Source organism: Pseudomonas lactucae (genome assembly GCF_016937615.1).
In the GTDB taxonomy this organism is placed as follows: domain Bacteria; phylum Pseudomonadota; class Gammaproteobacteria; order Pseudomonadales; family Pseudomonadaceae; genus Aquipseudomonas; species Aquipseudomonas lactucae.
The window spans coordinates 1-7,326 of record NZ_JAFHKI010000232.1 but is presented as its reverse complement, the minus strand read 5'-3'; the positions used below and the strand labels follow the sequence as shown (position 1 = coordinate 7,326).

Sequence of the window (7,326 nt, the reverse complement as noted above, 5' to 3'; positions counted from 1 at the left end):
GGTCCAAACCACCCCGGCGCAGCTACCGCGATCTGTCTGGTGCACGAAATTCCAATGTGGGAGGGGGGCTTGCCCCCCGATAGCAGTGGGCCAGCAATTGATAGGTGTCTGACACACTGCCATCGGGGGGCAGCCCCTCCCACATTTGTCCCGTGTCGATCCAAATATCCCAGCCAGCGGACCACCGCACGCTTGACCACCCCAATAGGAACCACCCCCTATGAGCGTGCACGACCCCAAGGCCCGCCTGGAACACCTGCACCACTGGGCACAACTCACGCCGCTGCACATTGCCCTGCGCCACAAACGCCAGGGCCAGTGGTACGCCTGGCGCTGGATCGACACCCTGCGCGACGTCGAACGCCTGGCCGATGGTTTGCGCCAGCAAGGTTTCAACGAACAGTCACGCTTGGCGCTCAGCGGCGCGTTTGAGCCGAACCTGCTGTTGCTGGCGTTGGCGGCCCAGTCCGTCGGCGGGCAGGTGCTGACGCTGGCCGACAACCTGGAGCCGCAGGTCCTGGAGCAACAGCTGTGGCGTATTCATCCCAGCCACGCCTACGTTCAAGGTCGCCAGCCGGATTGGGCGTTCACCCTGCGGGTGGACTTCGCTCAATTGCTCGGTCAGGTCGATCCGGCGCAGCACCTGCAGCGTTGGTGGCAACCCACAGGCGAAACCGCGCTGTGGAGCGAAGAGGGCACCTCTTGGCAAGGCGGCCTCGCTGTGGTGCTGGAGCAATGGCTGAGCACGGGTCACGGCCTGGCGTTCCCGGAAAACCTCGCCTCGGCGCGGCGTGATCGCAGTGAAGTAGCGCCCACCGGCCTGCTGTTGTCGCCCTCGCGCTTACAGCACTTGGCCGACGATATCGAAAGCCGCCTGGCGCCCCACGGTACCTGGCGCCGACGCCTGTGTGACTGGGCCATTGCCCACCCGCAGGGCGGCCTGCGCCGGTTGCTGAAAAACCGCGTGCGCAAACTGCTGGGGTTTCAGCGCCTGGCCTATATCTGGCAGCCACTTAAAGCCAGTGCCGAGCCGACGTGGCTGGCCGAATTCAAACGGGACATTGCATGAGCCAGGCCATTCTCCAGGTGCGGGACATCTCGCTATCGTTCAAGGGGGTCAAGGCCATCAATGCCTTGTCGTTCGAGGTACGGCGCGGTGAGATCTGCGCGCTGATCGGCCCCAATGGGGCGGGCAAAAGCTCGCTGCTCAATGTGCTCAACGGCGTGTACCGCTTCGATGCCGGCGAGATCGTCTTCGAGCAACAACACTTCCACCGCATTGACCCTTTGGGCGCCGCGCGTCGTGGCATTGGCCGCACGTTCCAGAACAACGCGCTGTTCAAGAAGATGAGCGTGCTCGACAACCTCCTCACCGGGCTGTCGCGGCATATGCGCAGCACCTTTATCGAACAGGCCCTGGGCTTGCCCCGCGCGCGACGCGAAGCCTGGGCATTTCGCCGGCGTGGCCAAGGCATTCTTGAGTTTCTTGAGCTGCAAGCCCACCGCGACGTGCTGGTGGGCAACCTGTCCTACGGTCTGCAAAAACGCGTGGAATTGGGCCGCGCGCTGATCGCCGGGCCCAGCCTGTTGCTGCTCGACGAACCCATGGCCGGCATGAACGCCGAAGAGAAACAGGACATGGCGCGCTTCGTCGCCGACGTGAACCGCGACCTCGGCACCACTGTAGTGTTGATCGAGCACGATATGGGCGTGGTCATGGGCCTGTCCGACCATGTGGTGGTGCTCGATTACGGGCGCAAGGTCGGCGACGGCACGCCCGCACAGGTGCAGGCCAATCCCGAGGTCATCGCGGCGTATTTGGGAGTGGTGCATTGATGACGTTTTTCTTCGAAACCCTGCTCGGCGGTTTACTTGCCGGCACCCTGTACTCGCTGGTCGCCATCGGCTTCGTGCTGATCTACAAGGCCAGCGGCGTGTTCAATTTTGCCCAGGGCGCGATGCTGCTGTTTGCCGCGTTGACCTTCGTCAGCCTGCACGACCAGGGCGTGCCGTTTGCCGTGGCGTTGCTGCTCACGGTGCTGGTGATGATCGTCGGCGCGTTGCTCATCGAGCGGTTGGTCTTGCGCCCGCTGGTGAACCGTTCGCAGATCACCCTGTTCATGGCCACGCTGGGCCTGTCGTTCATCATTGAAGGCCTGGCTCAGGGCTTGATGGGCGCGCAGGTGCGTGCGCTGGACCTGGGCATCGACGACGTGCCGCTGTTTATCGGGCCGCTGATGCTCAGCCAGTTCGACCTGGTCGCCGCCGCGACCGCCGTGGTGCTGGTGGTGGTGTTGGCGCTGCTGTTCAACAAGACGCGCATCGGTGTGTCGTTGCGCGCGGTGGCGGATGACACCACGGCGGCGCTGTCCATCGGCATCCACCTCAACCGTGTCTGGCAGATCGTCTGGGCGGTGGCCGGGATTGTCGGGCTGGTGGCCGGGCTGCTGTGGGGCGCGCGCCAGGGTGTGCAGTTCTCGCTGTCGCTGGTGGTGCTCAAAGCCTTGCCGGTGTTGATCATCGGCGGCTTTACCTCGATTGGCGGGGCGATTGTCGGCGGGCTGATCGTCGGCGCCGCCGAGAACCTTGCCGAGGTGTATATCGGCCCGCTGATCGGCGGCGGCATCACCCCGTGGTTCGCCTATGTATTGGCGTTGGCCTTCCTGTATATCCGTCCCGCCGGCCTGTTCGGCGAGCGCGCCATCGAGCGAGTCTGAAACCATGTCGATCCCTGTTGCTCAAGACACCGCGCCGTTATTACTGGTTCAGCGACGCGTACCCTGGGGCCTGCTTGGCCTGCTGACGCTGGCCTTCGTCGTCGTACCGCTGTGGGGCAATGATTATTGGCTCAATGCGATCCTGATCCCTTTCCTGGTGTTGTCCCTGGCCGGGCTGGGCTTGAACCTGCTGACCGGCTACACCGGGCAAACCTCGGTGGGCGCGGCGGGCTTCATGGCGGTGGGTGCGTTTGCCACCTACGGCTTCCTGCTGCGGCTGCCGGAATTGGGCCTGCCGGTGGCGCTGCTGGGCGGTGGGATCATCAGCGCGTTGGTCGGCTTGCTGTTTGGCCTGCCCAGTTCGCGGATCAAGGGCTTTTACTTGATGGTCACCACCCTGGCCGCGCAGTTTTTTCTTGAGTGGCTGTTCGTCAAGTTCCCCTGGTTCTACAACTACGGTTCGTCCGGCACGATTTCGGCGCCCAAGCTTGCGCTGTTCGGCCATGACCTCAACACGCCGCTGGGCCGTTACTGGTTGACCCTGGTCACGGTGCTGCTGCTGACCTGGACCGCCCTCAACCTGGTGCGCAGCCAGGTGGGGCGCAACTGGATGGCGATCCGCGACATGGACACCGCCGCCGCCGTGGTCGGCATTCCGGTGGCGCGCTACAAGCGCCTGGCGTTTGCAGTCAGTTCGTTCTACTTAGGCATCGCCGGCGCGCTGTGGGCCTTCGCTTACCTGGGCACCGCCAGTGCCAGCAGCTTCGATATCAACCGCTCGTTCCAGATCCTCTTCATCATCATTATCGGCGGCATGGGCAGCATCGCCGGCAATTTCGTCGGCGCGGCCTTCATCAGTCTGCTGCCGATCTTTCTCAGCCACGCCGGGCAGGCGCTGTTTGGCGGTTCGGTGGATGCGGGGCAGTTGCAGAACCTGCAGAAAATCATCTTTGGCGTGTTGATCATCGTGTTCCTGATCAAGGAACCCGAGGGGTTGATTCGCCTGTTGCACACCCTTCGCGATTGGCTGCGGCAGTGGCCGCTACGTTTCTAATCCTTCTAAAGAGAACTTCCATGCGTGCATCCTTGAAACGCTCCCTGGCCGGCGCTGCCTTTGCGCTGGCGACATTGGTCGCTGCCGTGCCCCAGGCCATGGCGTCACCCGACCAGCAATTCTTCCCCCTGGCGACCTATCGGGTGGGGGCCTATGCCTCCAGCGGTGTGCAGGTGTGGGCCGGGATGATCGACTACCTGCGCTATATCAACGAGGTCGAAGGCGGCATCAACGGCGTGAAGCTGGTGTGGCAGGAATGCGAGACCGAATGGACCGCGGAGAAGGGTATCGAGTGCTATGAGCGCTTCAAGAATGGCCTGGATGGCGCGCCCGTCGCGGTGTACCAACCCAACGGCGCGCCGGCGGCGTATGCCCTGAGCGAGCGCGCGGAAGTCGACAGGATCCCGCTGATCACCCTCGGCTACGGGCGCACCGAAGCCACCGACGGCACGGTGTTCCCGTACAACTTTCCGGTGATGCTGACCTTCTACAGCGAGGCATCGACGCTGGTGAATTACATCGCCCAGCGTGAAGGCGGCTTCGACAAACTCAAGGGCAAGAAGATCGCCACGGTCTACCACGACTCGGCCTACGGGCGCGAAACCCTCGGCCCGCTGAAGCTGCTGGCCGAAAAGTACGGCTTTGAAAATATCCAGATCCCGGTAGCCGACCCTGGCAACGAGCAATCGGCGCAGTGGCGCCAGGTGCGCCAGGCCAACCCGGACTGGGTGTTCCTGCGCACCTGGGGCGTGTCGACCCCGGTGGCAGTGAAAACCGCCGCGCGCTTCGGCTTCCCCGTGGACCACATCATCGGCGACATCTGGGCCAGTTCCAGCGAAGACGTATTGCCGGCCGGCGCCGCCGCCAAGGGGTACCTGGCGCTCACGCCATACCCGGCCGGGGCCGATTTCGAGATCCACAAGCGCCTCAAGCAATACGTCCTCGACAAGGGCCACAGCGACCTCAAGGACCTGAAAAACTTCGGCAGCGTCTACTACAACTCCGGCCTGGTAAATGCCGCCGTCGCCGTGGAAGCGATCCGCACCGCGCAAGCCAAATTCGGCAAGCGCCCGCTCAATGGCGAAGAAGGTCGCTGGGGCCTGGAACACCTGGATATCGACGATGCACGGCTTAAAGCCATGGGCTACCTGGGCCTGATGCAGAACCTCAAGCTGTCGTGCCGCGACCACGAAGGCGGCGGCTCGGCGCGGGTGCAGCAGTGGGACGGCGCCAACTGGACGCTGATCAGCGACTGGATCGCCGCCGACCGTGCGCTGCTGCGCCCGTTGATCGATGAAAAGTCCGCCGCATTCGCCAAGGAAAAAGGCCTGACGCCACGCACTTGCACCGGGGATGAATAAACCATGAGCCAGCCTGCCACCGCGTCCGCGAGCCCGTCGCTGCTGACGGTCAACGACATTGAAGTGATCTACGACGGTGCGATCCTGGCGGTGGCCGGGGTGTCGCTGAACGTGCCCAAGGGCGCTATCGTCGCCTTGCTCGGCGCCAATGGCGCGGGCAAGAGCACCACCCTCAAGGCCATCTCCGGGCTGGTGCGCGCCGAACGCGCCGAGGTCAGCCGGGGCGTGATCGAATACGCCGGTGCGGACCTGGCCGGTATCGACCCCAGCCAGCGTGTGCGCCAGGGCATGGTGCACGTGCTGGAAGGCCGTCACGTGTTTGGCCAACTGAGCGTGGAAGACAACCTGCGCAGCGGCGGTTTTGTGCGACGCCTGAGCCGCAAGGAAATGGAGCAGGACCTGGAGCGCATCTACGCCTGGTTCCCAAGGCTCAAGACCAAGCGCCACACCCGCGCCGGGCTCACCTCCGGCGGCGAGCAGCAGATGGTCGCCATCGGCCGGGCGTTGATGACCCGTCCTACTTTGGTACTGCTCGACGAGCCGTCCATGGGTTTGGCGCCTATGATCGTGCAGGAGATCTTCGCGATCATCGCGCAGCTCAACCGCGAACAGCAGGTGAGCTTCCTGATCGCCGAGCAGAACATCAACGTCGCACTGACCTATGCGTCCCAGGGTTACGTGCTGGATACTGGGCGCGTGGCCTTGAGCGGCAGCGCCGCTGAACTGCTGGCGCGGGGGGATCTGCATGATATTTATCTGGGCAAACAGTAAGGGCGAACCTGCATGAGTGAATCCATCCGCAACGCCGATGTGCTGATCATCGGTGGCGGCCTGAGCGGCACGATGCTCGCCGTGCAACTGCTGCGCTTGCCTGGCCGGCGCCGCATCCTGGTGATCGAGCCGCGTGCCGAACTGGGCCGGGGCGAGGCCTACAGTGCGGTCGAACTGGGCCACACCCTGAACGGCAACGCGGCGCGCATGAGCGTCGACCCGGACAATGCCGACGACCTGACCCAATGGCTCACCGCCCACATCGGCGCCGGTGGCTGGCCGGAGTCGGACCAGCAACACGTACCGATCAGCGAACTGTTCCCGCCGCGCGGACTGTTCGGCTTGTATGCGCAGCAGCGGCTGGCCGAGGCCAGAGCGCTGTCGGCGTCCACGCTGGAGCATGTGCGTGCCGAAGTGATCGACCTGCAAGTGGACGCGGATTCAACCCTGCTGACCCTCGATAACGGCCAGTCACTGCGCGGCACCGTTGCGGTATTGGCCACCGGCATGTTCCCGGCGGCGCGCACGCCACAAACCGAGTCCAGCGGTTTGAACGCGGCGGCGGTGGACCCGTGGGACGTGCAGGCCATGACCCGGCTCGACCCACGGTCGACGGTGCTGATCATCGGCTCGGGGCTGACCATGGTCGATGCCGTGGTGTCCCTGGAACAGGCCGGTCATCGCGGGTCCATCGAGGTGTTTTCACGCCATGGGTTACTGCCCCATGTGCGCCGCCAACCGCCAAGTTGGGTGGACTTCCTCGGCGAAGACCAGAGCCTGCGCAGCCCTCGGCAGTTGCTGCGCGAAGTGCGCCGGCAATGCCGGATTGCCGTGGAGCAAGGCATTGATTGGCAGGCGCCGCTGGACACGGTGCGCGCGCATATCGGCCGGCTGTGGAGCCAGGCCGGCGAACGTGAAAAGCGCCAGTTCGTGCGCCATGTTCGGCCCTGGTGGGAGAGCCATCACCACCGCTCGCCGCCATTGAGTGCGCAGCTGGTGGCGCGTTTGCACGAAGAGGGGCGCTTGCGCATTCGCGCGGCGTCGTTCAAGGGCCTGGCGCCTGCGGGCGAGGGCGTGACGATCCAGTTGCGCTATCGTGGTGAGCAAGCGCTGACCCAGGTGTCGGGCGCGGCGCTGATCAACTCCAGCGGCATCGAATACGACTGGCGCCGCGTGGCCCGGCCGTTGCCGCAGCAATTGCTCAAGCGCGGGCTGATCCAGCCTGGGCCGCTGGCCTTGGGGATCGCGGCGGATGCGTCGGGGGCGGTGCTGGATGCCCAGGGGCGGGTCAGCCAACGACTGTTTGCCATGGGCCCGCCGTTGCGGGGGATGTGGTGGGAGAGCACGGCGGTGACGGATGTGGCGCTTCAGGCCAAAGCCCTGGCTTCGAGACTGACAGAGATCCAAATGTGGAGGCTTGCTC

The 7,326-nt window shown here is 64.5% G+C and carries 7 protein-coding genes; all 7 read left to right on the top strand.

Annotated elements, in window-relative coordinates; all coding sequences use genetic code 11:
- Window positions 1-220: 220 nt before the first annotated feature.
- Window positions 221-1,069 (top strand): acyl-CoA synthetase, encoded by an 849-nt coding sequence (locus tag JWR98_RS28690; protein ID WP_205491844.1) that lies wholly within the window; start codon window positions 221-223, stop codon window positions 1,067-1,069.
- Entirely contained in the window at window positions 1,066-1,836 is a 771-nt protein-coding gene (locus tag JWR98_RS28685) for an ABC transporter ATP-binding protein (RefSeq protein WP_078733728.1), read from the top strand. Before JWR98_RS28690 ends, JWR98_RS28685 begins: the two co-directional genes overlap by 4 nt.
- Entirely contained in the window at window positions 1,836-2,717 is an 882-nt protein-coding gene (locus JWR98_RS28680; protein WP_078733727.1) for a branched-chain amino acid ABC transporter permease, read from the top strand. Before JWR98_RS28685 ends, JWR98_RS28680 begins: the two co-directional genes overlap by 1 nt.
- 4 nt (window positions 2,718-2,721) lie before the next feature.
- Window positions 2,722-3,771, top strand: coding sequence for a branched-chain amino acid ABC transporter permease (locus tag JWR98_RS28675; RefSeq protein WP_078733726.1), 1,050 nt, complete (start codon window positions 2,722-2,724; stop codon window positions 3,769-3,771).
- Between the two features lie 20 nt (window positions 3,772-3,791).
- A complete protein-coding gene (locus tag JWR98_RS28670) occupies window positions 3,792-5,132 on the top strand; it encodes an ABC transporter substrate-binding protein (protein ID WP_078733725.1) in 1,341 nt (446 codons plus the stop codon).
- Window positions 5,133-5,135: 3 nt separating this feature from the next.
- Window positions 5,136-5,903, top strand: a complete 768-nt coding sequence (locus JWR98_RS28665; protein WP_078733724.1) for an ABC transporter ATP-binding protein — start codon at window positions 5,136-5,138, stop codon at window positions 5,901-5,903.
- A 12-nt stretch (window positions 5,904-5,915) separates the two neighbouring features.
- Window positions 5,916-7,326 (top strand): FAD/NAD(P)-binding protein (locus tag JWR98_RS28660; RefSeq protein WP_205491843.1); only part of this gene is annotated, 1,411 nt, incomplete at its 3' end.